The following is a 22,005-nucleotide window of genomic DNA, read 5'->3' on the forward strand; positions in this document are numbered from 1 at the left end:
TTAAAACGAAATTGTTTAAAGTAGGTAAAATAATGGTGCAAATCACAGAAAAATATCTTCCGTTCGGAAATTGGCAAACCTACTGCCGGATCGTGGGCGAGGCTACTGACCGCGCCCCGCTCCTGCTTCTGCACGGTGGACCCGGCAGCAGTCACAACTATTTTGAAGTCCTTGACCAAGTCGCTGAAAAAAGCGGCCGGCAGGTTATCATGTATGACCAATTGGGCTGCGGCAACTCCAGCATCCCCGACGACCAGGCAGAGACGGCCTACACGGCCCGGACCTGGGTCAAGGAGCTGGAAAATGTCAGAGAGCAGCTGGGCCTGGACCAGATCCACCTCCTGGGGCAAAGCTGGGGCGGGATGCTGGCTTTGATCTACCTATGCGACTACCAGCCAAAAGGAGTCAAGAGCCTGATCCTCTCCTCCACTTTAGCTTCCGCCAAACTCTGGAGCCAGGAATTGCACCGCTTGATCAAGTACCTGCCAGAAGATGAGCAGGCCGCTATCAAGGAAGCTGAAACAACTGGCAACTACGACTCCCCGGCCTACCAGGCGGCCAATGCCCACTTCATGGACCAGCACGCCATCAAGCTTACGCCGGACCTGCCGGAGCCAGTTTTGCGCAAAAAAAAGGGCGGTAGCCTGGCCTACTTGACCGGCTGGGGCCCTAATGAATATACGCCGATTGGCAACCTGCACGGCTATGAGTACACTGACCGCTTAAAGGATCTGCACTTGCCGGCCTTGATTACCAGCGGCACTGACGACTTGTGCACTCCCCTAGTAGCTAAAAGCATGTACGACCACTTGCCAAACGCCCGCTGGGAGCTCTTTGCCGGCTGCGGCCACATGCCTTTTGTCCAGGAAAATGCCAAGTACCAAAAGCTCTTGTCCGACTGGTTAATCAGCCAGGACTAAACCAGAGCCTTCTTTAACAAAAAATCAGTCTGACGGTCATCGCCAAGAACGAAGACATGCTCGCTGAACCGGGTCAAACCACGGCTGGCATAGAAGTTCTTGGCGTTTTCGTTGTGCTCCCAAACACCCAGCCAGAGAACAGACTTGCCCCATTCCCGGCCCTTTTCTTCCGCGAACTCAAAGAGCTGCTTGCCCAGGCCTCGGTGCTGGAAACTTTTCCGCAGGTAGATCCGCTCGACTTCCAGACCGTTCGGGTCGACTTCTTCATTTTGGGCGTCGTCAACATTCAGCTTCAAGTAGCCGGCAACTTCCCCGTCCACTTTCAAGAAATAAAAAGAGCTGCCCGGAGTTGCTATTTCTCCCCCAAGCTTGTCTTCATTGTAGTTTTCGTCCAAAAACTTGGCCATGTCTTCCGGACTGTTGTCTTTGCCAAAAGTGTCCGCGAAAGTTTCCCGGCTGATAGCAATCAAATCTGGCAAATCTTTCTCACTAACTTGCACAATTTTTACTTCTGTCATGCTTTGTCTTCTTCTCTTTTTCTGCTTTACAGTTTCTTAGTTAAGGCCAGTCAAGACCCAGGTTCTGAGCAGCATCCCTGCTCTTTCCCAGTCTTCTTCCCGGTAGTCGTGGCCAGCGCCCCGCATTTGCAAAAGTTCGCCTTGCTTCAGCTGCTTGGCCATCATTTCCAGGCTGGCCAAAGGCGCCTGGTCGTCATCGCTGCCGACAACAATGTAGCTGCGGCCCTGGTAACCCTTAATCTTGTCCCAGTTCTTGATAACTGGTGACATTAAAAAGATCCCCCGGACTGACCGGCCGATTTCACTAGCCGCAACAGCTGCAGCATTCCCAGCTTCTCCGTAACCGGCGAAGACGATGTATTCGCTGGCTACCCGGTCGTCGTTTCTAAGTTCATCAAAGGCCAGGTGGTAGCCGCTAATGGCGCTGGCTGCATCTTCTGCTTCAAAGGTGAAGGTCAGGATGCCGGCGTCGTTTAAGTAGCGGCTCAGCCAATAGGCCTGGTCCTTGTCACCGGTCTTAGCCAAAATTACTAAGGGGGTCATCCCTTCGATCGGGTTGACGGCTTCACCCCAAATTCCTTTTAACTTACCCTTGGCGCTGATTAAGGTCATCTCTTTTTCCATAAAAAACTCCTTACGATTTCTTACTTTACATTAAAAACTTACAACATTTCTATTGTACTATTTTTTGCCAGAAATTATGGCCGGTACTTGTAAATCGAGTTGTTGAGATTGTCCTTGACCAGCTGGTCGAAAAGGTCTTTACCCTTGGCCGTAATCTCCGCGGCAATTTGATCATTAGCTTCTGTCAAAAAGCCGGCTAATTCTGTTTGGCTTAACTTTTCAGCTGCCCGGTCAGTTTCGTCGACATGCTGGATCGCCAGACTCTGGCAGTCAGCCTGGAAGTCCCGGAGCTTTCTCTGCCAGTCCTGCTGCTTACCTTCCAGCAAGGCCTGGATGCACTTGTAGAGCCAGTAGGCGCTATTAGTTGGGTCAGCCTGGCCGGTCTTGATCTGGTAATTGGCTGGGGTGTCCTTGATATTGGTGTAGAAAGGCACCCAAGGCGCGGCCGCGTAAAGGCCGAAGCAGAGCCACTGGATGGCCTTGTAGCCTTCTGGCCGGTCGCTTCTGATCTGCATGATGGAGCATTCCTGCGACACCGTGACAGAAATTGGCCGGTAGGCATTCTTAACCGGGCTTTCTTCCTTGGTCAAGTAATCGTATTCCGTGTTTTCGTAGTGGCTGCTCAAGTAAAATTGCACGTCTTCGATGGCAATCTTCTTGGCCGGCACCCGGCAAAACGGCATGTCCAAGTCATCGATAGATTGACCCACTTCCGGGTTAAAGAGCTTTTGCCCATACCACATCCGGGGAGTGTTATAGCGGAGGTCGTCCTGGTCTCTTGGGGCAAAAATCTCCCGGAAATTAAAGCTGCCAGTCTTAGAAGGATTCAAGTGGTGGTCATTGACAAACTGGCGGAGGTTAGTGGAATACATGCAGTTGGCCGGGTCATCAAAGTCGATTTCCCCGATGATCATCATGTTTGGTGCCACGACATAGCTGTCATCTGGCACCCGGCGGGCAACCCACTGATGACCGGCCCCAGTTTCCATGTACCAGATCTCATTTTCATCGCCAAAAGCAATCCCGTTGCTTTCGCTTGAACCATATTGTTCCACCAGGCGGCCCAGGCGCTCAACCCCTTCTCTGGCCGTCTTGATGAAAGGCAGGACCAAATAAAGCATGGAGTCTTCCCCGATTCCATTTTTAACAAAAGGATCATGGCCTAAGACCCGGCGGTTGCTGGCCTCGCTTTCCGTTGCGCTCATGGCCACGTTGTAGCTGTTGATCCCCTGCTCGTCAAAGCGGCCGTAGTCTTCTACGGCGTCGCGGACGGCGGTAAAGCCGCAGCCTTCTCCCTTTAAGGGAATTTCAACGCCGGTTCCTTTGGAGACAAAGAGCTCGTCATAATTTTTAGCTGGATAGTAGACAAAGCGCTTTTCGTTAAAGCCCTGGTCGTAGTCTTCGTCTCTGGCCACGATCGTGGATCCGTCAAGGCTGGCCTTCTTACCTACCAGCATGGTTGTACAGTTGTCGCGCATTTTTCTTCCTTCTTTTTATTCGCTGACCTGCATGCCGCGGTCGATCTTTGCCCGGCCGGTTTCGTAGTCAAACTGGTAGCCCGGCTGCACATTGTAGATGTAAACGTTGAAATCCAGGCTGCCGTCGGTGGAAACTGCCTGGAGGTTGATCCCCCGGGCCATGAGTTCCCGGCCTTTAAAAATTGGCGTTGCTTGGTAGATGACCTTTTTCCCGCTTCTTAAAGCTGACCGGACCTTGCTTTCAAAAATCGTCTGGATCTTCTGGTTGGAGAAGGCTGACTGGGTAAAAAGGTTCTTAGGGTTGTTCTGGTCACCGGACTGGTTCTTGGGGTTATAGTTGCCGTCCTGGTCGATACCGGCGGAAACTGAATAGGCAATCAGGTGGCCCCGGTTGTAGATCTGGGTCCCGTTTTGCCGGTTGGAATGCCAGCCGGTTGGCTGAACGTACTGCCTTACTCTTAAGGAGTCGTTAGCCACGTTCCGCTTCTCCAAAAAAGCGGTGTTGGAGCTGGAAGTCCGGTTCTGGCTGTCCAGGTTGGAGTAGATAACCCGGTTGACCTTCCAGGCGCTTTTCACCAGGGTGGAGTGGTTGTTGTTAACATAGCGCCAGCCCTTGCCTCCGGATTTAAAAGTCTCCTGGGCTAATTTCTGGTAGTCGCTCTTGGCTAAGCCCCCGTAGACGGTTTTAGCCGTTTGGGCCGAGCTGACCGCGCTTGATGAAGTGCTGCTGGAACTGGAGCTAGTTAAATTTTCCTGGCCGCCCTTGGTGTAGACGCCCCAAATGATTGCCGCCGCGGCGACTAAAACCGACAGCAGGCTGGTATTTTGGCGCTTCTTGCGCCTGCGTTTTTTTGCCATTTCTTTTCCTCGCTTTTTAAACTAAAACTATTTTAGAGGATTTTTCCCGGAAACCAAAAGATTTGACCTATAATTGAGAGAAAAAGCAAGCAATACTTATCTAATAGAAAGGCAAAGAAAAAATTATGGAAGAATTCAAGCTAAATGACGGAAGCCAGATTCCAAAGATCGGCTTTGGGACTTACAAGATCAAGGGCTACCAAGGAGTCCAAGCGATCAGCCAGGCAATTGAAAACGGCTACCGGCTCCTGGACTCAGCCGCCCGCTATGAAAACGAAGGGGCCCTGGGCAAGGCAATCAGAAGCAGCTCTGTTAAAAGAAGTCAGCTCTTCGTGACCTCAAAGTTGCCGGGAGCCCACCACGAATACAAGGCCGCGATCAACGAACTGGAAGAAGGCCTTTTAAGAAGCGGCTTGGACTACTTTGACCTCTACCTGATCCACTGGCCAAATCCTTTGGAAGACCATTATGTAGAAGCCTGGCAGGCCTTGATCGACGCGCAAAGATTTGGCTTGGTCCGGTCGATTGGGGTGTCGAATTTTGAACCAGGGCATATCGACCGTTTGATTGAGGAAACCGGGGTTACGCCAGCTGTCAACCAGGTAGAGCTGCATCCCTACTGGTCCAGCCGCGCCGTCCGGGCTTATGACGATGAGCATGGGATCGTTACGGAAGCCTGGAGTCCGCTCATGCGGGCCGGGGAAGTTTTCCAGGAAGACTTGATTCAAAAGCTGGCTGCCAAGTACGGCAAGAGCCCGGCTCAAGTAATCTTGCGCTGGGAAGTCCAACTGGGGGTAGTGCCGATTCCAAAGGCTTCCTCCAGCCAGCACCAGTTGAGCAACCTGGACATTTTTGACTTCACTTTAACTGAAGAGGAAGTGACCGCCTTGACGGACTTGGACAAGGCAGATGGCCGCCGGCCCGACCGCGACCCTAACCAGCACCAGGAATTTTAAGAAGTAGAAAAAAGGCCAGCCTTAGGCTGGTCTTTAATAGTAGTATGATCGCAAAAAATGCTTTGATTAGTGGTGTGAAGCACCGCTAGTTGCTTCTGGTTCAGCTGGCTTTTCTTCTTCCTCGGCAGCTGCTGCCTTGGTTGAAGGACCGGTCTTAGCGTCTGGGTCAGAGTTGCGGCGGTAAGTTGCACCAGTTGAAGCGTCTGGGTCAACAACCAGCTTTTGGCCAGTTGATTCGCAGAAGTACTTCACAAATGGGTAGATGTCTTGAGCCCATTCGTAGATACCCATGTAGTTGCCTTCTTCGTCTTCCACTCTCTTGTAGTAGTGCAAAACGAGTTCAGTCAAGTTACCAGTTGGTACTGGCATCCAAACTGCATCATGGCCGCCTTCCTTGGTCCGCAGGGCGTGAACAACCTTCTTGGCATTAGGGATAACGTCGCGGATGTCTGGGTGAATAGTCCCCATGGTGTCACCAACTTGCGCTGGTACCCGGCCGGCCTTCATCTTGTAGTTAGGGTCTTGCGGACGGTTATACCACAGGAATTGGTTGTTGTCGTCCACGAAAGTCAGTTCACCGAAAGTATTGCGGAGCATCCAGTTGATTTGGTTAACCGTCAGCAAACCTGAGTCCAGCTTAACGTAGTCGTCGCCTTCAGCAGCGTTAACCTTGGCAGCTGCCTTGTCTAGCCATTCTGGGTCATTCTTGTCCAAGCCATCAACAGTGTAACTGCTATGGCCAGTTGATTCAAAATCTTCCTTCAAGTATTCTTCAGGGTTCATGTTCTGCAGCCATTTTGGTTCTGCCATAATTTAATCTCCTTAAGTTATTGCAACAAACTATTTTCTTGTTTTCTTACTTACACTCTCTATTGTATCTTGTAAGCACTTACTTATCAAGAGCAATATATCATATTTTTTATATGTACAAAAATAGATATTTATCTTTTACTAAATCAAAATCTTTCAATATATATATTTTACTGTATAAAAGTAACAAAAAGCCAGCTTAGGCTGGCTTAACTTTGTCTAAAACAATAATCTGGTCGAACATGGCTTTTTCCACGTCCGAAATCTTGTGGGCGACTTCGATCACCGCTACCTTCGGGCTGCCCAATAAGGTCTCATGGATCTCCAAAGACAGGCGGGGATCCAGGGCACTGGTGGCTTCGTCAGCCAGCAGGATTGGCCGGCCGGACAAGAGGGCCCGGGCAATTTCCACCCGCTGGATCTGCCCGCCGGAGAGGTTGTTGCCGTTCTCCCCAACCGGGTAATCCAAGCCGTTTTCCTGGATCAAGTCATCCAGGCCCGCTTCATGGCAGGCCATGAGCAACTGTTCTTCATCCACCTGCCGGCCCATAGTCACGTTAAAGCGGAGGGTATCGTCAAACATGAAAGGCTTCTGGTTGACGTAGGAGTAGAAGTTGTGGGCCTTATACCAGTCCCCTGTCACTTCTTCACCGTTGATCAAGATTTCACCATGGCTTGGCGTGTAGATACCCAGCATGAGGCGCAAGAGGGTGGTCTTCCCCCAGCCGGACGGGGCCATCAAGAGGATCTTTTCCCCCGGCTTGACCTTGATGTTCACGTGTTCAAAAATCTGCCGCTTGCTGTGCTTGGTCACGTAGGCCACGTCCTGGATTTCCATGCCGTCAAAGTGGTCGACCGGGTAATTGTCGTCTTTTTGCACGTAGTTGAGGGCCCGCTGGGTTCTCTGCCACATCGGCACGGTTGACTTGACCTGGTTGAATTCGTTAAACAGGGTGACCACCGGGCTGATGAAGTTGATGGCCAAGTCGACCATCATGACCAGGGTCCCAACCGCCAGCCGCCCCTGCATCATCATGATCCCACCGATCGTACAGGGAATGATGAAGCAGAAAAGCTCAGCAGCTGAGTAGATCAATTCCAGGGCCCAGGCCTGAGTCAAGCTCATGTTCCGAAGGGCGGTTTCCATATTCCCGGCAGCCCCCACCGCCCGTTTGACAATATTGGTGCGGACGTTGTAGAGCCGGGCTGACTGGGCCCCGCTTAAGCTGTCTGACACGTATTGGGTGTAGACGGCGTTCTTCTGGGCCCAGATCCGGGACTTCTTGGTGATGATCTTGCTGGTAATCATCTGCACGCCGGCCGGGGCCAGAGTCGCCACGATAAAAACCAGGGTCATTTCCCAGGAGTTATAAAAGGCAAAGGCCAAAGAGCCCGCAAAGGTCAAACTTTGGTAGATGATATCCAGCTGGGCCGTAACCCGGTTGGTTTCGATCTGCTTTAAGTCGTTGGTCATGAAACTCAGCCCGTCCTTAGTGTCCAGGCTGTTTTGGTCGATCAGGTAGCGGAGGTTGGCCTCTTTCAAGGTCATGTTCACGCTTCTGATGATGTTCATTTTGGTCGTTTCATAGAAGAAATTGCTGGCCATGAACAAAAGCTGGCCCCCGGCCGTCAAGGCCGCGAAGCCGACCAGGCGGCCGTAATCAGCCTTGCCAGAAGAGGCAATGTTCAGCATGACCTTGAGCATGTAGGCCACGAACAAAACATTGCAGGCCTTGATGGCGGCCAGGAAGCTGAACAGGGCTACCTGGCTTTTCCGTGCGTATTTGAGACTCATCGGATAATCCCTCTCTTTCATAAACATTATAGCAATCTTTCCTATTTTTGCCGCCAGCATTGATATAATTAAGATAATCCTAAGAAAGTAAAATCTTGCTAAAGTCTGATTCTTGGCAAAGCGTGACAATTTTTTAAAAAAGAGAAAAAGGACGAAAAAATAGCGGGAAAAACAAAGAATAAAAACTAGAAAGAAACGAGAAGACAAAATAAATGAAATTAGTTGAACTGCATACCAAAGCCGACCAATTATCCGGCAACTACTATCTGGGCTACCTGGTCTACCAAAGCGCGGACGCGACCACCCTCATCAGCCTGGACGACGACGCCAATGCCGGCGGGGTCTTGGTCATCAATAACCAGGACATCCTGGCCAGCGTCGACGAATCCCCCAGCCTGGCCTACTGCCAGCGCCTGATCGATGAAGGCAAGTCAACCGACCCCTTCTCCCTCATGCCCCTCAACCAGGAGCTCCTGAGGGCGCCTTTGACCAGCCTTAGCGCGGCCAGCCAAGCCGCACTGGAGAAGGACCTGGTCGTCAATATCACCTTAACCAGCGGGATCGTCTACACCGGCATCATCGCTTTAGCCGGTCCAACCGAAATCCAGCTGAAGCAGATCGGGGATGACTACGAGCTGAACCCTCTCTGCCTGGTCATTCCCCTGTCTGCCATCTCCAGCCTGGAATTAAACGCTCCTTTAAACAAGCTCTGGAAAAAGTACCAGGCAGTTAAAGAGCAGTTTGCCGGTCAGAATCCCTACGGCTTAGTTGAACTTTACCTGGACTGGCTGGATGACGACCGCTTTGGCAGCTGCCTTTTGGGCCGGGTCCTGGACCAAAGTGACCACTTCCTGCTTTTTGAAAGCTTGAATGACTATGGGCAATTAGAATCCATCTGCCTGGTCAACCAAGAAGACGTGATCCACGAAACAGTAAATTCAGCAGCCATCGACTTCTCCAGCTTCCTGGTGGCTTACAACCAGAAAAATGAAATTTTTGATCCGGGCCACTTGGGCAAATTAGCCCAGTCCTTAGACCATGTCCCGACTGCCCGGGAAGTGATTGAAAAAGCCGGCAAGCAATTGGTCAGCGTGGACGACTACGAATTAGCCGGGGAAAACCTGGGCTACGTGACGGCGGTGAATGAAGAAGCCTTCACCATTGAGGACCCGGAAAGCGGGCAGGAAGTCAGCCACCTTTTTGAAAACGTCTGCGCCTTGGACTTAGCCAGCACCGAGCTGGAAAAAATGCGGGAATTCCTGGCAGCCCAAAACCAGTAGGCAAATAAGGCATATAATAGATAAAGGCATATAATGAACTAGATAGTTATAGTTAGGAGATTTTCCAATGAAACAAGGAACGACGATTTTGACTTTGGACAATGGCTATCACCTCTGGACCAACACCCAAGGGACGGGTGACATCCACCTGCTCTGCCTGCACGGGGGCCCGGGCGGCAACCACGAATACTGGGAAGACACGGCTGAACAATTAAAGAAGCAGGGCTTGAATGTCCAGGTCCACATGTACGACCAGCTGGGCTCCCTTTACTCTGACCAGCCGGACTACAGCGACCCAAAGATCGCGGACAAGTACCTAACTTACGAATACTTCCTGGATGAAGTTGAAGAAGTCCGGCAGAAGCTGGGCATCGATAACTTCTACTTGATCGGGCAAAGCTGGGGCGGCCTTTTGGTCCAGGAATACGCGGTTAAGTACGGTGACCACTTGAAGGGGGCCATCATCTCCTCCATGGTTGACGACATTGACGAATACGTGGCCGCGGTCAACCGCCGCCGGCAAGAAGTCCTGCCGCAGACCGAAATCGACTTCATGCACGAATGCGAAGCAAAGAACGATTACGCCAACCAGCGCTACCAAGATGACGTACAGATTTTGAACATCAACTTCGTTGACCGCAAGCAACCTTCCAAGCTCTACCACCTAGGCAACCTGGGTGGCACGGCTGTTTACAACGCCTTCCAGGGCGACAACGAATTCGTCATCACGGGCAAATTGAAGGACTGGCACTTCAGAAGCGAACTGCCAAAGATCAAGGTGCCAACCCTGCTGACTTTTGGTGAAGTGGAAACCATGCCCCTGGAAACGGCCAGAACCATGCAGAAGCTGATTCCTAACTCCCGCCTGGTGACTACTCCTAATGGCGGTCACCACCACATGGTTGACAACCCGGATGTCTACTACAAGCACCTGGCTGACTTCATTAAGGAAGTCGAAGCTGGCACTTTCCAAGGCAAATAAGCAGCGATTTGTAAAGTCCCCTGAGGGGGCTTTTTTTATAAAAGAAATCTTAACCTTTGGTAAAAGACTTCTGCCTTTAGCTTTTGCCCTTTTTCAAGTAAAATAGGCTAAAACTAATCCAAAGCATTTAGGAGGCAAAAATTTGACAATCGGTAAAGAACTACAGAAACAGCGCCGCGCCAAGCAGCTCAGCCTGGAAGCCGTTAGTCAAACCCTGCAGGTCGACCAGGCGACTCTGCAAAAGATTGAAGCCGATGATTTTCAAGGCTTAAACCCAGTCCTGGTCAGAAGCTGCATCCGGCAATACGCCAGCCTGCTGGGCCTGGACGGGGCAAAGCTCTTAGACCAGTTTACTGAGCCAGCTGACGCCGGCAAGGACATTCCTGCGGCCAGCGCCCAAGCCGCTAAGCCAGCCATTCCAGTTAAAGGGAAGGTAACTGAAGTCCGGGCCGCTAACCCGGCGCCAGTTAAGGAGGCCGGCCCGGCCGGCAAGGCCAAGGAAATTTTGAACAAGAGCAAGGTGCCGCATGGCTTCAAGGCAATTTTTAAATTCTTTGACGCCATCAATTTGGACAAGCTCTTGAAGATCGGGATCTGGGTTATCTTGGGCCTGGCCGTGGTCGGGTCCGTAGCCGGCGGCTTCGGTGCCCTAGCTTCTAAGGCCACCAGCATTTCCCGCTCATCCAGCTCCTCGTCATCATCATCTTCTTCATCTAAGCCGAAGCAAGATGATTCCGCTAAGCCTGATGAAAACAAGCCAAGCCATGATGACCAGCAGAGCCAAAGCCAAAGTGAAGAGCAGCGGGCAAGTTCTTCCAGCCAAGAGCAGAGCCAGGCAAGCTCTGCAAGTTCTGCCAGTTCTTCTAGTTCTGCGGCCAGCTCATCTAGTCAGGAACAAAGCAGCCAGGAAGCTTCCTCTAGCAGCCAGTCAAGCACTGACACGACGACTGATACAAACGAATAAAGTGCATGCAAAAAGCGCCCGAGCAATCGAGCGCTTTTCCTATGCCATCTTATTAATTTGGTCAGCTAGAACATCAGCCAACCAGGAAATCCCTTTTTCGCTGTAGTGGAGGCCGTCTGCAATCATGAAGGAAGGCAGGTCCTTCAGCTTTTCCATCTTGTGGGTCAGGTCGAAGAAGAAGGAATTGGTCTTGCCGGCGTCTCTTTGCGCGATGTCGACGTACTTGTCCAGCTTCTCCAAGTCGTAGGCCGCGGCCATTTCCGGGTTTGTCAAATCCGGCATGGACGGAGCCAGAACCAGAGTGTCGCTGGCCCCGGTTACCTTCTGGGCCTGCTTGATCAAGCTCTCCAGCCCTTCCTGGTAGTCATAGGCACTGCAGCCCCAGCTGGCGGCGTCGTTGGTCCCGTACTCTACGACCAAAATGTCGCAGGCAGGCAGACTGCCGACTCTGGGCAGGACGTCCTGGGCGCAGGCACCGCTGACCGAGATGTTCACAAGCTCGTAAGCGTCTCCCAGCCGCTTGGCCAAGGCCTTGGACAAACGGTCGGTATCCTTTTGCCCGTCATACGCGTTAAAAATTGAATCGCCAAAAAGCACGACTTTCTTCATCTGTTTCACCCATTTCTTTGAAAAATGAAGCTGGCATTTGCCAGTTTCTCCTGCTTTTTTCTACTATAATAGATAAAGAATGAGAAAAGGACAAGTAAAAAGAATGCGAAACTATACTGAATTCAGCCGGCAAGCCTGGGCGGCTTTAACCCCCAAGACTGAGCTGGCGGTGACCAGTGAAGAGCTGGCCAAGGTCAAGTCTTTGGGCGACCAGCTGGACGTCAAGGACGTCGATGAAATCTACCAAACCCTGCTGAACTACATCCACCTGGCCTACCAGGCCAAGCAGGCGGCAGCCGCTAAGAAGGCCGAATTTTTGCAGCTGCCAGAAAGCAAGGTGCCTTATATTATCGGTATTTCCGGCTCAGTTGCCGTGGGCAAGTCCACGACTGCCCGCCTTTTGCAGCTGCTCTTGACCCGGTATTACCCGGACTTAAAGACCCAGATGATGACTACTGATGGTTTTATCTACCCCAACCAGGAGCTGGAGAAGCGGAAGCTGATGCCCAGGAAGGGTTTCCCGGAAAGCTACAACATGCAGATGCTCAGAGACTTCCTCCAGGACGTGGTTAGCGGGAAAAATGACGTCGTTTATCCCCTGTATTCCCAGGAATTAAGCGACATCGTCCCAGGCCGCTATGGCCATGTGGAAAAGCCCGATATTTTGATCATTGAAGGGATCAACACCCTGCAGCTGCCGGAAAGCGGCCAGCTGGTGACCAGCGACTTTTTTGACTTTTCAATTTATATCGATGCGGAAGAAGACTTGATTGAAAAGTGGTATATGCAACGCTTCAAGAAGATCATGAAAATGAAGAAGAATGACCCAAGCAACTTCTACTACAAGCTGGCTAACGGGCCAGAAGCCGAGGCTCTGCGCTTAGCGGAAGAAACCTGGCAGATGGTCAACTTAGTCAACCTCCGTCAGTACATCGCTCCGACCAAGGAGCGGGCTAACTTGATCCTGCATAAGGTTGAGGGGCACTTGATTGACAAAATTTACCTTCGCGGCTTTTAAGTCAATGGTATAATGAAGAACAGTGATAAAAATTTATTAGGGAGATTTTTTTATGCAAGCAATTGAATTGAAAAAAGGCATGATTTTTGACGATGGCGGCAAGCTGATGCTGGTTATGGCAGCTAACCACCACAAACCAGGCAAGGGCAACACCGTTATGCAAATGGACCTGCGTGACGTCCGGGCCGGCAGCGTAATCCACAAGACCATGCGGCCAAGTGAAAAGATCGAGCTGGTCGAAGTCGTCAAGAAGAACGCTCAATACCTGTACGCCGAAGGCGACAGCTACAACTTCATGGACACGGAAACCTACGAACAATACGCGATTTCCGGCGACCAACTGGGTGACGACGTCAAGTACCTGATGCCAAACATTGAAGTTATCCTAGAATTCACTGAAGACGGGGAACTTTTGGCCGTGCAATTGCCATCAACTGTCAACATGAAGGTTGTAGAAACCCAGCCTGGCATCAAGGGGGCAACCGCTGCTTCCGGCGGCAAGCCAGCCACCATGGAAACTGGCCTAGTGGTCACTGTACCAGACTTCATCAACGAAGGCGACGAACTGGTCATCAACACCCTGGAAGGGACTTACAAGGGCCGGGCTTAAGGCCAAAAAAGTAAATGAAAAGCGCTCGATTGCTCGGGCGCTTTTTGCGTGCCACTTAAACCGGAAAAATGACCGCTTGCGCATCTGATCTTTCATTTTTGCTTCATCTTCTTCATAATAATATCTGAAAAAGGGGGGAGGAAATTGCAGGTAGAGTTTAAACAAGATGACCAGCTAAAGGAAGACCAGATCATCGTCAAGGCCAAGGAGCTGACGCCAGAAATTGCGGCGGCCCTGGCTCTTTTAGAAGAGCAATTAACGAGGAAAATCACCGGCTACAAGGACAATTCAGAAATCATCCTGCCCCTGGCTGACATCCTCTTCTTTGAAACCAGCGACCGCCATGTCTGGGCCCATGACAGAGACAGCAGTTACCTGGTCAAGCAGACCCTGAAGCAGCTGGAAGCCAGCCTGCCCAGCGACTTTGACCGGGCCTCCAAGAGCGCCCTGGTCAACTGCCGGCAGGTCAATGCCGTCAAGCGGTCAATTACCGGCTGTGAACTCGGCTTTACCGCCTCTTACAAGAAGATTTTCGTCTCCCGTCGCTACTATCAAACATTAATCAGCCATTTACACGAAATGAGGTAAGCACAATGAGCAAGAATAAAAAGTCCACGGTCAGATGGGGCTTGATCTTAATCGCCCTGGCCCTCCTATTGATGCTGAGCCAGATTTTTCCCCAGGCCTTTGCTGTTTTTAACATCTTCAATCTCAGCTGGGGGCAGGTCTTCTGGATCTTGCTTTTAGCCTGGACCGCCTGGAGCAGCTTCAAGCACCGGAACATATTCATCGGGATTTTTGCCAGCGGCTTGATCGTCAAAACCATCAGCCAGGCCTACCAGCACTTTAACTGGACCGGCTACATGTACCTGGCCCTCTTCCTGATTGCTCTGGGCGGCCAGCTCTTAGCCGGTGAAAAAATGCAGGTCAATGTGAAAGTTGGCAAGTGGGACGACGATGACGATGACAGCAATTTCAGCTACAGTGAATCTGCCGGCAAAAATGGGGAAAAAGTCGCGATTGACTCAGTCTTCTCCAAATCCGTCCGCTACATCCACAGCCAGGAGCTGCACAAGCTGAACGTCTCCACCGTCATGGGGACGACCAGACTTTACTTGGACCAGGCCAAGCTCAAAGACGGCCAAGCCAAGCTGGATTTGGATGCGGCTTTCTCCAAGGTCGACATCTACATTCCAAGCGACTGGCGGGTCCAAGCCGACGCCAGTCCAGTCTTCTCCCACTTTTCCGCCCTCAACTCCAGTGACCTGGCTCTTGATGCCCCACTTTTAAAGATCGACGCTGACCTGGTCTTCAGCCAGGTTAACATCCACCGGATCTAAAAAACTGTTCAGTTCCTTATTCAATAAGGCTGAACAGTTTTTTCGTTTATTCTCTATATTTGCTGCTAATCAACTTTACCCAAGTAATTTGACTTTTGCCCGAACCACTTCTGGTTGATCTTGGTCAAGGTCCCGTCGGCCTGCAGCTCCGCCAGGGCCTGGTCGATCTTCTTCTTCAAGGTCCGGTCGCCCTTCCGAATCCCTACGGCGAACAAGTCCTCTGGCACTTCCTTGTTCAAGATGACCTGGTAAGACTTCGAGTCTGCCTCATGCTGAATATAGTATTCCGCATAAGTTTCATCCAGGAGGATCCCCTTGATTCTGCCGGCATTAAGGTCCAGGAAGGCTGCTGGAATCGTATCGTAAAGGACCTTGCTCTTAGCTTTAATCACCTTTTGGCTGCCGTCCAGCCAGATCTGGGCGGTTGACCCGCTCTGGGCACCGATTGCCTGCCCCTTCATCTGGGCAAAAGACTTGATCCCGCTGGACTTCTTCACGACCAAAACCTGCCGGTTTCGCAAGTAGCTGCTGCTAAAGGCGACTTTTTTCTTCCGCTGGCTGGTCACGCTGTAGCCATTCCAGAGGACATCGATCGTCCCGTTTCGCAGCTCCGTTTCCTTCATGGACCAGTCAATAGTCTGAAAGTCTGCCTTAAGGCCCAGCTTCTTGCACACGGCCTTGGCTAAGTCGACGTCATAGCCGACCAGCTGGCCGTCTTTTTGCCGGAAGTCCATGGGCACGAAAGTGTCGTCTAAACCGATCACCAGGCTGCCCCGCTTTTTAAGCTTGGCCCAGGTATCTTTTTGGTTGGCTTCTTTAGCTAAATTGCTGCAGGCTGTTGTCAAAAAGCAGGACAAGACCAGCCCCAGCAAGATGATTTTCTTAAACCATTTCATCTGCCCGTCACTACCCTTCCAGCGGCTTAACTTCCAAGACCTGGTCAGCCACCTTTTTAGCGAAGTCCATGTCGTGGGTGATGATTAATTGAGTGAGGCCCGATTCCTTCAAGCTCAAGATGAGGTCGGCCACCTGGTCGCGCAAGGCCGGGTCCAGGGCACTGGTCGGTTCATCGTAGCAGAGCATCTTAGGCTGCATGGCCAAAGCCCGGGCAATCGCCACCCGCTGCTTTTGCCCGCCGGAGAGCTGGTAGGGGTAAAGACCGCCCTTGTCCGCCATCTGCAGCTTGGCCAAAAGCTCCTTGGCCTTGGCTTCTGCTGCTTCCTTGTCTTCTTTTAGCGCCAGCTGGGGAGCCAGGGTGATGTTTTCCAAAACTGACATGTTAGGAAAAAGGTTAAAGTCCTGGAAGACCACGCCCACGGCACCCCGCTCTTCCTGGCTAAGGTCGTATTCTTCCCCGTCCAGGTTCATGCTGCCCGCGTCAGCTCTTTCAAGACCAGCCACGATTCTGAGAAGGGTCGTCTTCCCGGCCCCGGAAGGACCAACCACCGTGAGGATTTCCCCGTCCTTTAAGCTGAAGTTCATATTTTGCAAAATCTGCCGGTTGCCAAAAGACTTGGCTAATTTTTTTACTTCAAGCATGTTTAGTCCTCCTATCTGTAGTATGAGTAGTGCTTTTCCAGCTGCCGCAAAAGCAAAGTGCACAGGCCGATCAAAAGCAGGTAGATCAAGGCTACCAAAACCAGCGGCACTAAAGTCACGTCCCGGGCCGTAGCCAGGTTGCCGGCTCTGAGCAAGTCGCCCAGACCGATCACGTAGACCAGGGAGGAGTCCTTGACCAGGTTGATCACTTCATTGCCGATTGAGGGCAGGACGATTTTTATTACCTGGGGAATAACGATCTTTCTAAGGGTCTGCCCGTAGGTCAATTGCAAGACCTTGGCTGCTTCAAACTGCCCCCGGTCGATGGCCTGGTTGCCGCCCCGGAAGATTTCAGCGAAGTAGGCCGTGTAGTTTAAGACAAAGGCCGCCAAAGCCGCCATATAGCGGGGGAAGGTCAAGCCGACAATTGGCAGGCCATAGAAAACAAAGATCAGCTGTAGCAAAAGCGGGGTCCCCCGCATCAGCCAAACGTAGAAATTGAGCAGCCACTTCAATGGGGCAAAGCGACTGCTTAAGCCGAAGGAGACCAGGATCCCCAAAGGTAGGGAGAAGATCAATGTTTCAAAAAAGATTTGCAAGGTCATCCCCGCCCCACTGAAAAGGGAGGGAAGTATTTCCATAACGTATTTCATTCGTTTTACCCGCTTCCTAGAAAAAAGAAAATAAAAAAGTCCTCCCGGCCCCATAGGGCCAAGAGGACGCGTCAGCGTGATTCCACCTCGTGTTCACCAGTCCCTTACGGCAACCGGCCTCACCAGCTTGAAAAAGCCTTCAAGCTGCAGCGGTAACGGGCTGACCCGGAAGGAGCTACTAAGCCTTCACCCCTCCTGCTCACAGACGTGTGTTCAGCCAGCCCTCGCTCCCCTTTCCACCGGCGGGAAGTCTCTATCTGTCCAGGCAGGCTTACTTCTTCTGTTCATCGCGTGAAATATAACCGACTCTAAGTCTGTTTTTAGTAATATTAAACTAATATTAAAAAGCCGTCAAGCTTTTCTTTTACTTTTTTACAAAAGTTGCTGCGTTAGTTGGCAAAAGCGGACTCTTTTCCCCCGCGTAAACAAGGTCCAGCTTGTACATGGCCCGGGAAGCGATCGTGTAGACCAGCTGGGTCTCGTCTTCTTCGTGGTAGGTCTCTTTAGAAGCATCCCACATGATCACGGCGTCGAATTCCAGCCCCTTGGCCAGGTAGGATGGCAAGACCAGATTTCCTTCCACCAGGCGCTGGTTGGCGCTGGAGATCAGGTGGACTCCTTCAAGCTGGTCAGCCAGCTTTTTGGCAGCTTCCAGGTCCTTAGTGATGATGGCGGTCGTCAATTTCTGGGCATCGTTTTCCGCCAAAGCCTCTTTCAAAGCTGTCAAAGCTTCTGTCTTGTCACTTCTGCCCCAAACTTGTGGCAGAGGCCCTTGCCGGTTGAAGCTCTCGATTTTTTCCCCATGTCTGAGGATCTGCTTGGTATAGTCAGTCAGCTGCTTGGTTGACCGGTAGGACTTGGTCAACTGAACTACCTTGGTCTTTACCGGGTCAAAGAGGCCGGAGATCTGCTTTAAGAGGCTGCTGCTCTCGTCCTTGGTAAAAATCGCCTGGTTCAAGTCACCCAGCATGGTGAACTTGGCCCGGGGAAAGTTGTAGCGCAGATAGGCCAGCTGGAAGGCTGAGTAGTCTTGGATTTCGTCGATAAAGCAGTAGCGCATCTCCAGGTTGGTCTGCCGGGCAATGATCTGGTCGTAAAGGTAGAGGTAGGCTGAAGCATCCCGGAGGTCAATTTCCTGCTCTTTGAACTTAGCCTTGACTTCTTCAACATGAGCCAGCCATTCTTCTTCGCTGATCCCGTACTTGGCCAGGTCCGTCATCTTCACCACGGCCCGCAAAAAGGCCAGGTACTGGCCCCGCAGGTTTAAGAAACCGTTGTGGTTGATCCGGCGGGCAACTTTAGCCAGGTGCTTGATGACGATCTTTTTGCCCAGGAAGGCCCGTTCAGCCTTTTCTGAAGAGAATTCCTGGTCCGGCCGGTCGTACATGTCCAGCATCTGCTCGTGGCTGAGCCCTTCGATTTCCCGGCTGACCCAGACCTTGCGGGCTTCACTGGCCACCCGCTTGTTCAAACGGCGGATCAGTTCCTCGCGGGTGGCGTCGATCCGGTTGCCCAGCTTGTAGTTTTCATTGAAGGAGTAGTAGAGCTCCTTGATTTCTTCCTTGCTGAAAAACGGCTTCTTTTTGGTCCGGAAATAAATATTGCGGAAGATCATGCCGGACTGGTTCAGGTGCTGGCCATAGCGGGTGGCTAGCTTGTAGAAGGCCAAGGAGTCCTTGAAGCGGCCGATGGCCGTATCAGTCTGCCGGTCTTCAAACTGGTCAAAGAGGTTCTGCACCTTCATCTTCGGCAAGCGGCGGGCGATAAACTGCCAGTAGGTCATCTGAACCATGTTCTGCTCGCCCATTTCCGGCAGGACGTTTTCGATGTAGTCGTTAAAGAGCTGGTTGGGACTGAACATGATCACGTTCCCGCTCTTGAGGTTGCCCCGGTAGCGGTACAAGAGGAAGGCGATCCGCTGCAAGATAGCGCTGGTCTTGCCAGACCCCGCTGCCCCTTGGACAAAGAGCAGGTCGCTGGTGGTATCCCGGATGATCTTGTTTTGCTCCTTTTGGATGGTCTTAACGATGGACTTCATCTGGATAGAGGACTTTTCTGACAAAACTTCCATCAGCATCTGGTCGCCGATGGTTTCGTCAGTGTCGAACATGTTGATGATGGTTCCGTCTTCGATCATGAACTGCCGTTTTTTGCTCATGTCGACTTCCACCGGCCCTTCCGGTGAGTAGTAGGTTACCTTGCCGATCTTGCCATCGTAGTAAATTGAGGAGATCGGGGCCCGCCAGTCATAGATCAAGAGCTCATTGTTCTCATCCATGAAGGAGGCCAGGCCGATGTAGATGCTTTCCGGCTCTTCACCAGCCTCCTCAAAGTCGACCCGGGCGAAGTAAGGATGGACATGCAGCCGCTTTAAAGTGGCCAGTTCGCGGGCGTTGACCTGCCAGGCATTGTCGCGTTCTTTGAGCATTTGCTGCTGCTGCTGAATCGACAGGGCCGTGTCCATTGAGGTCGAGTAGTCGTCAAAGTCCAGGCGAATATCATCATAGAAGTGGGCGCTGATGTTGCGGGCTTCAGCCTTGTCTTTAGCGATAGCCTGCTTGAGCTGGTCCCCCTTTTGATCAATCTTTTGCAGGACCTGGTCCAGGTGGGCTTGTTCTGCTTTACGGTCTAAGTTTTCTGCCATGTGAAATATGCACCTTTTCTAAAAAATAACTCCAACAGCTTTTCTTTGAAAAAACTTGCCTAATATTCTACCATTTTTCAGTTTAAAACTAAAGCCAGACCTCCTTGGGAAAGGCTTAAGCAGTTTCAGCGGCCTTTTTGCTAGGAAAAAGAGCTGGCAAATCTTATAATAATTAGCGCAAAGGAGAAAATTGATGCGACGATTTTTTAATTTCATCAAGAACCTGCTAATCTTAGCGATCATGGCCGCGGCCGTGGTCAACTACCATGAGCAAATACAAACTTTCCTGCTGGAAGCAGCGAGCGCGGCCAGCACTTATCTGGAGCAGAAAGGCTTAAAAAGCAAGACTCTGGACTTAAGCGGCGGCATCGTCACGGAAAGCAAGAAGGTCACCAAGAACACGACCGGCTACCGCTGGCCAAAGGCGACGGCCAAGGTCTACATTGGGGTCAAGCAAACTGACCTCTACAACGCCACGGTCAATGCCATGGCAGCCTGGAACCAGACGGGCGCTTTTACCTTTAAGCAGACCAAAAACAAGAAGAACGCCCAGATCGTGGTCGTGGCCAACTCCAAGAACAACGGGGCAGCAGGCCTGACCACCTACAAGTACCTCAGCCACACCAACCGGCTCTACTCAGCTCAGGTGGCTCTGAACACTTACTATCTGGAAAACGACTATTACAACTACACGCAGGCCAGAATCGTCAACACGGTTGAACACGAATTAGGCCACGCGATCGGCTTAGACCACCGGAACGGGGTTACCGTCATGTACCCGACCGGGTCCATCTACACGATCCAGCCAAAGGACGTCAAGCTGGTTAAGAAGATTTACAAGAGCAAGTTATAAGGCAAGTTAGAAAATGAAACGGATTTATCTGGTTAGACACGGGAAAACTTTTATCAACAAGTACAACAAGATGCAGGGTTGGTGCGATACCCCCTTGACTGATGAAGGCCGGGAAGGCGCTGAAAAGGCCGCTGAAGCCTTGCAGGATCTTCCTTTAGATATTGCACTGTCCAGCAACACTTTGCGGGCCAGCGAGACCTGCGAGATCATCATGGAGAAGAACTGCAACAAGGATCTGCTCCAGCACCTGGCCTACCCTTACTTCAGAGAGCATTTCTACGGCTACTTTGAAGGGATGGACAATGACGTGGCCTGGCGGATGGTCGGCGCGGCCCATGGCTTTGTTAGCGCCGCTGATTTGGCTGAACACGCGACTTGCGACCAGATCGCTGACTGGACCAAGGAGGCTGACCCCTACCATGATGCTGAAGACAGCAAGGAATTTTGGACCCGCTGGCAGAAGGGCTTTGACCTAATCCAGCAATTGGACGGAGCAGAAAATATCCTGCTGGTCAGCCATGGTTTTGCCATTAAGACTCTGGCCCAGAGATTCGCGGTGGACGGAATCGACACGACCGTTCACCCAAGAAACTCATCGATTTCGACTTTAGTGATGGATGAGGCGGGCAATTTAAAGATGACCAGTTACAACAAATTGCAGCTGTAATTTTTACCAGATTTTTACAGGCAAAAGGCTTGTAAGTTGGTAGAGAGCTACTTATAATATGAGCCGGCAAGAGAAAAAGCAAAATTCCAGTTTAAGGATGGAGCGCAATTAAATATATGAGAACGAAGATTTTCGGTCACCGCGGTTATCCAGCCAAGTTTCCGGAGAATTCCCTAGAGGGCTTTGACTACTGCATGCATCACGGAGCTGAGGGGATCGAATTCGATGTCCACTTGACCCGCGACGGGGTGCCAGTGATCATGCATGATGAAAACATCAAGCGGACCACCAACGGCCAGGGTTTGATCAAGGATTTCACCCTGGCGGAATTAGACCAGTTTCACCTGGCCAATGGCGAGCGGATTCCCCGTTTAAAGGACCTCTTCCAGCTGACTGAAGAATCTGGCTATGAAGGCCAGCTAAATCTAGAGATGAAGACCAATAAGTTCGATTATCCAGGCTTGCCGGAGAAAATTTTTGCCCTGGCGGACCAGTTCAAGTTCAAGCAGGAGATCATCTACTCCTCCTTCAATTTGCAGACCTTGATCCACGCGCAGAAGATCCGGCCGGAGGGAAACTACAATTTCCTGACCAACAAGCGGATCAAGGACCCGGCAGCTTTTATCAAGGAGCACGGCTTTAAGGGGATCCACCCGAAGCGCTTGATTGACACGGATATACCGGAGCGGATCTGGACGGTGGACAGTCCCCTGCGGGCCAAGAAGATTATTGAGTACGGCGCGGCCGGCTTTTTCACCAACAAGTTCGAAGATATGATGGACCTGCGCAAGCGGGTGGCAAATTACTAACGCGAATATATGAGGAGAGTTGCCCTAGCGGGCAGCTCTTTTTTTGCGCGGTGTAACATAAGTCTATTGCTATATCAA

Annotated in this window: 23 protein-coding genes; 12 read left to right on the forward strand and 11 right to left on the reverse strand. The window is 51.5% G+C overall.

The features are described from left to right. Nucleotides 1–32 precede the first annotated feature (32 nt). Complete coding sequence (pepI, locus tag Q0J41_RS00685) at nt 33–920, forward strand: proline iminopeptidase (protein ID WP_296224815.1); 888 nt, start codon at nt 33–35, stop codon at nt 918–920. Here the strand turns inward: pepI and Q0J41_RS00690 are convergent. From Q0J41_RS00690 to Q0J41_RS00705, 4 genes are all read right to left on the reverse strand, one after another. Next, nucleotides 917–1,438 carry a GNAT family N-acetyltransferase gene (locus Q0J41_RS00690; protein WP_296224817.1) on the reverse strand — a complete coding sequence of 174 codons (522 nt, stop codon included), beginning with the start codon at nt 1,436–1,438 and terminating at the stop codon, nt 917–919. The two genes, pepI and Q0J41_RS00690, sit on opposite strands and share 4 nt — an antisense overlap. Nucleotides 1,439–1,474: 36 nt before the next feature. Then, nucleotides 1,475–2,062 (reverse strand): alpha/beta hydrolase, encoded by a 588-nt coding sequence (locus tag Q0J41_RS00695; RefSeq protein ID WP_296224820.1) that lies wholly within the window; start codon nt 2,060–2,062, stop codon nt 1,475–1,477. 74 nt (nt 2,063–2,136) lie between these two features. After that, nucleotides 2,137–3,540 carry a C69 family dipeptidase gene (locus Q0J41_RS00700; protein WP_296224822.1) on the reverse strand — a complete coding sequence of 468 codons (1,404 nt, stop codon included), beginning with the start codon at nt 3,538–3,540 and terminating at the stop codon, nt 2,137–2,139. Nucleotides 3,541–3,555: 15 nt separating this feature from the next. After that, the gene (locus tag Q0J41_RS00705; RefSeq protein ID WP_296224823.1) at nt 3,556–4,398 is read right to left on the reverse strand and encodes a DNA/RNA non-specific endonuclease; all 843 of its coding nucleotides are present in this window, start codon (nt 4,396–4,398) and stop codon (nt 3,556–3,558) included. A gap of 125 nt (nt 4,399–4,523) precedes the next feature. Here Q0J41_RS00705 and Q0J41_RS00710 point away from each other — a divergent pair, with 125 nt between their 5' ends. Beyond that, complete coding sequence (locus Q0J41_RS00710; protein ID WP_296224825.1) at nt 4,524–5,354, forward strand: aldo/keto reductase; 831 nt, start codon at nt 4,524–4,526, stop codon at nt 5,352–5,354. A gap of 66 nt (nt 5,355–5,420) precedes the next feature. Here Q0J41_RS00710 and Q0J41_RS00715 read toward each other — a convergent pair whose 3' ends face one another. Beyond that, on the reverse strand, nt 5,421–6,164 hold the full coding sequence (locus tag Q0J41_RS00715) for a PAS domain-containing protein (RefSeq protein WP_296224827.1): 744 nt from the start codon (nt 6,162–6,164) through the stop codon (nt 5,421–5,423). Nucleotides 6,165–6,363: 199 nt separating this feature from the next. Next, on the reverse strand, nt 6,364–7,959 hold the full coding sequence (locus Q0J41_RS00720) for an ABC transporter ATP-binding protein (protein WP_296224829.1): 1,596 nt from the start codon (nt 7,957–7,959) through the stop codon (nt 6,364–6,366). A 212-nt stretch (nt 7,960–8,171) separates the two neighbouring features. On the opposite strand from Q0J41_RS00720, the gene Q0J41_RS00725 reads away from it, so the two are divergent. The 3 genes from Q0J41_RS00725 to Q0J41_RS00735 all read left to right on the forward strand — a co-directional run bounded on the left by Q0J41_RS00725 (nt 8,172) and on the right by Q0J41_RS00735 (nt 11,185). After that, entirely contained in the window at nt 8,172–9,239 is a 1,068-nt protein-coding gene (locus tag Q0J41_RS00725; RefSeq protein WP_296224830.1) for a hypothetical protein, read from the forward strand. A 67-nt stretch (nt 9,240–9,306) separates the two neighbouring features. Then, the gene (locus Q0J41_RS00730) at nt 9,307–10,221 is read left to right on the forward strand and encodes a proline-specific peptidase family protein (RefSeq protein WP_296224832.1); all 915 of its coding nucleotides are present in this window, start codon (nt 9,307–9,309) and stop codon (nt 10,219–10,221) included. Nucleotides 10,222–10,363: 142 nt separating this feature from the next. Continuing rightward, nucleotides 10,364–11,185 carry a helix-turn-helix transcriptional regulator gene (locus tag Q0J41_RS00735; RefSeq protein WP_296224834.1) on the forward strand — a complete coding sequence of 274 codons (822 nt, stop codon included), beginning with the start codon at nt 10,364–10,366 and terminating at the stop codon, nt 11,183–11,185. A 39-nt stretch (nt 11,186–11,224) separates the two neighbouring features. Here the strand turns inward: Q0J41_RS00735 and Q0J41_RS00740 are convergent, their stop codons facing one another. Continuing rightward, a complete protein-coding gene (locus tag Q0J41_RS00740; protein WP_296224836.1) occupies nt 11,225–11,794 on the reverse strand; it encodes an SGNH/GDSL hydrolase family protein in 570 nt (189 codons plus the stop codon). A 103-nt stretch (nt 11,795–11,897) separates the two neighbouring features. Here Q0J41_RS00740 and coaA point away from each other — a divergent pair, with 103 nt between their 5' ends. From coaA to Q0J41_RS00760, 4 genes are all read left to right on the forward strand, one after another. Further along, the gene (gene coaA / locus Q0J41_RS00745) at nt 11,898–12,812 is read left to right on the forward strand and encodes a type I pantothenate kinase (RefSeq protein ID WP_296224839.1); all 915 of its coding nucleotides are present in this window, start codon (nt 11,898–11,900) and stop codon (nt 12,810–12,812) included. Nucleotides 12,813–12,864: 52 nt separating this feature from the next. Then, the gene (gene efp, locus Q0J41_RS00750) at nt 12,865–13,422 is read left to right on the forward strand and encodes an elongation factor P (protein ID WP_002879354.1); all 558 of its coding nucleotides are present in this window, start codon (nt 12,865–12,867) and stop codon (nt 13,420–13,422) included. Between the two features lie 144 nt (nt 13,423–13,566). Continuing rightward, a complete protein-coding gene (locus Q0J41_RS00755; RefSeq protein WP_296224869.1) occupies nt 13,567–14,010 on the forward strand; it encodes a LytTR family DNA-binding domain-containing protein in 444 nt (147 codons plus the stop codon). Nucleotides 14,011–14,015: 5 nt separating this feature from the next. Then, nucleotides 14,016–14,762, forward strand: coding sequence for a LiaF domain-containing protein (locus tag Q0J41_RS00760; RefSeq protein ID WP_296224871.1), 747 nt, complete (start codon nt 14,016–14,018; stop codon nt 14,760–14,762). Between the two features lie 65 nt (nt 14,763–14,827). Here Q0J41_RS00760 and Q0J41_RS00765 read toward each other — a convergent pair whose 3' ends face one another. The 4 genes from Q0J41_RS00765 to helD form a co-directional block, all read right to left on the reverse strand. Next, nucleotides 14,828–15,658, reverse strand: coding sequence for an amino acid ABC transporter substrate-binding protein (locus Q0J41_RS00765; RefSeq protein ID WP_296224873.1), 831 nt, complete (start codon nt 15,656–15,658; stop codon nt 14,828–14,830). A 10-nt stretch (nt 15,659–15,668) separates the two neighbouring features. Further along, complete coding sequence (locus tag Q0J41_RS00770) at nt 15,669–16,301, reverse strand: ATP-binding cassette domain-containing protein (protein ID WP_296224875.1); 633 nt, start codon at nt 16,299–16,301, stop codon at nt 15,669–15,671. An 11-nt stretch (nt 16,302–16,312) separates the two neighbouring features. Then, a complete protein-coding gene (locus tag Q0J41_RS00775) occupies nt 16,313–16,954 on the reverse strand; it encodes an amino acid ABC transporter permease (RefSeq protein WP_296224878.1) in 642 nt (213 codons plus the stop codon). Between the two features lie 364 nt (nt 16,955–17,318). Then, nucleotides 17,319–19,598, reverse strand: a complete 2,280-nt coding sequence (helD, locus tag Q0J41_RS00780; RefSeq protein ID WP_296224880.1) for an RNA polymerase recycling motor HelD — start codon at nt 19,596–19,598, stop codon at nt 17,319–17,321. Between the two features lie 193 nt (nt 19,599–19,791). On the opposite strand from helD, the gene Q0J41_RS00785 reads away from it, so the two are divergent. From Q0J41_RS00785 to Q0J41_RS00795, 3 genes are all read left to right on the forward strand, one after another. Beyond that, nucleotides 19,792–20,451: a matrixin family metalloprotease gene (locus tag Q0J41_RS00785; protein WP_296224881.1), complete on the forward strand. Its 660-nt coding sequence runs from the start codon at nt 19,792–19,794 to the stop codon at nt 20,449–20,451. 13 nt (nt 20,452–20,464) lie between these two features. After that, nucleotides 20,465–21,118, forward strand: a complete 654-nt coding sequence (locus Q0J41_RS00790) for a histidine phosphatase family protein (RefSeq protein ID WP_296224883.1) — start codon at nt 20,465–20,467, stop codon at nt 21,116–21,118. A gap of 116 nt (nt 21,119–21,234) precedes the next feature. Further along, entirely contained in the window at nt 21,235–21,927 is a 693-nt protein-coding gene (locus Q0J41_RS00795; protein WP_296224885.1) for a glycerophosphodiester phosphodiesterase family protein, read from the forward strand. Nucleotides 21,928–22,005: the final 78 nt, after the last annotated feature.

The sequence above is a fragment of the uncultured Lactobacillus sp. genome, assembly GCF_944327175.1.
Classification (GTDB): domain Bacteria; phylum Bacillota; class Bacilli; order Lactobacillales; family Lactobacillaceae; genus Lactobacillus.

What these genes read in the sequence shown, in the direction of transcription:
- pepI (WP_296224815.1), top strand. Translation starts at nt 33, where the DNA reads ATGGTGCAAATCACAGAAAAATATCTTCCGTTCGGAAATTGGCAAACC.
- Q0J41_RS00690 (WP_296224817.1), bottom strand. Translation starts at nt 1,438, where the DNA reads ATGACAGAAGTAAAAATTGTGCAAGTTAGTGAGAAAGATTTGCCAGAT.
- Q0J41_RS00695 (WP_296224820.1), bottom strand. Translation starts at nt 2,062, where the DNA reads ATGGAAAAAGAGATGACCTTAATCAGCGCCAAGGGTAAGTTAAAAGGA.
- Q0J41_RS00700 (WP_296224822.1), bottom strand. Translation starts at nt 3,540, where the DNA reads ATGCGCGACAACTGTACAACCATGCTGGTAGGTAAGAAGGCCAGCCTT.
- Q0J41_RS00705 (WP_296224823.1), bottom strand. Translation starts at nt 4,398, where the DNA reads ATGGCAAAAAAACGCAGGCGCAAGAAGCGCCAAAATACCAGCCTGCTG.
- Q0J41_RS00710 (WP_296224825.1), top strand. Translation starts at nt 4,524, where the DNA reads ATGGAAGAATTCAAGCTAAATGACGGAAGCCAGATTCCAAAGATCGGC.
- Q0J41_RS00715 (WP_296224827.1), bottom strand. Translation starts at nt 6,164, where the DNA reads ATGGCAGAACCAAAATGGCTGCAGAACATGAACCCTGAAGAATACTTG.
- Q0J41_RS00720 (WP_296224829.1), bottom strand. Translation starts at nt 7,959, where the DNA reads ATGAGTCTCAAATACGCACGGAAAAGCCAGGTAGCCCTGTTCAGCTTC.
- Q0J41_RS00725 (WP_296224830.1), top strand. Translation starts at nt 8,172, where the DNA reads ATGAAATTAGTTGAACTGCATACCAAAGCCGACCAATTATCCGGCAAC.
- Q0J41_RS00730 (WP_296224832.1), top strand. Translation starts at nt 9,307, where the DNA reads ATGAAACAAGGAACGACGATTTTGACTTTGGACAATGGCTATCACCTC.
- Q0J41_RS00740 (WP_296224836.1), bottom strand. Translation starts at nt 11,794, where the DNA reads ATGAAGAAAGTCGTGCTTTTTGGCGATTCAATTTTTAACGCGTATGAC.
- coaA (WP_296224839.1), top strand. Translation starts at nt 11,898, where the DNA reads ATGCGAAACTATACTGAATTCAGCCGGCAAGCCTGGGCGGCTTTAACC.
- efp (WP_002879354.1), top strand. Translation starts at nt 12,865, where the DNA reads ATGCAAGCAATTGAATTGAAAAAAGGCATGATTTTTGACGATGGCGGC.
- Q0J41_RS00760 (WP_296224871.1), top strand. Translation starts at nt 14,016, where the DNA reads ATGAGCAAGAATAAAAAGTCCACGGTCAGATGGGGCTTGATCTTAATC.
- Q0J41_RS00765 (WP_296224873.1), bottom strand. Translation starts at nt 15,658, where the DNA reads ATGAAATGGTTTAAGAAAATCATCTTGCTGGGGCTGGTCTTGTCCTGC.
- Q0J41_RS00770 (WP_296224875.1), bottom strand. Translation starts at nt 16,301, where the DNA reads ATGCTTGAAGTAAAAAAATTAGCCAAGTCTTTTGGCAACCGGCAGATT.
- Q0J41_RS00775 (WP_296224878.1), bottom strand. Translation starts at nt 16,954, where the DNA reads ATGAAATACGTTATGGAAATACTTCCCTCCCTTTTCAGTGGGGCGGGG.
- helD (WP_296224880.1), bottom strand. Translation starts at nt 19,598, where the DNA reads ATGGCAGAAAACTTAGACCGTAAAGCAGAACAAGCCCACCTGGACCAG.
- Q0J41_RS00785 (WP_296224881.1), top strand. Translation starts at nt 19,792, where the DNA reads ATGCGACGATTTTTTAATTTCATCAAGAACCTGCTAATCTTAGCGATC.
- Q0J41_RS00790 (WP_296224883.1), top strand. Translation starts at nt 20,465, where the DNA reads ATGAAACGGATTTATCTGGTTAGACACGGGAAAACTTTTATCAACAAG.
- Q0J41_RS00795 (WP_296224885.1), top strand. Translation starts at nt 21,235, where the DNA reads ATGAGAACGAAGATTTTCGGTCACCGCGGTTATCCAGCCAAGTTTCCG.